This is a genomic window from Rouxiella sp. Mn2063 (assembly GCF_049319665.1).
Classification (GTDB): domain Bacteria; phylum Pseudomonadota; class Gammaproteobacteria; order Enterobacterales; family Enterobacteriaceae; genus JBMOUD01.
The window spans coordinates 1-264 of sequence record NZ_JBMOUD010000057.1 but is presented as its reverse complement, the minus strand read 5'-3'; the positions used below and the strand labels follow the sequence as shown (position 1 = coordinate 264).

Below are 264 nucleotides of genomic sequence, written 5' to 3'. Positions count from 1 at the left end.
TTGCCAGCCCAGCTCTCCACGCAGCACCAGCGTGGTTTGCTTGCTTGCCTGCCATGACGTGTCGGCGCGTAATCCCAATGTTGATAAGGTGGCTTCGGTATGCTGCTTATTGCCATGTAAGGCCGCTGCGCCGCCGTTCTCATCAAAACCATTGTTTTTAAGATTTACATACGCCAGGTTTGCAAACGGCTCCAATTGTACCGGGCCGGTTTGCAGGCCATAACCGGTTTCAACAAACACCTGCCCGGTTCCCGCACCATATTT

At 53.4% G+C, this 264-nt stretch carries 1 protein-coding gene; it reads right to left on the bottom strand.

What is annotated here, in order from left to right:
* A partial coding sequence (locus ACL9RG_RS22775; RefSeq protein WP_422794918.1) for an autotransporter outer membrane beta-barrel domain-containing protein occupies positions 1-264 on the bottom strand: 264 nt, incomplete at both ends.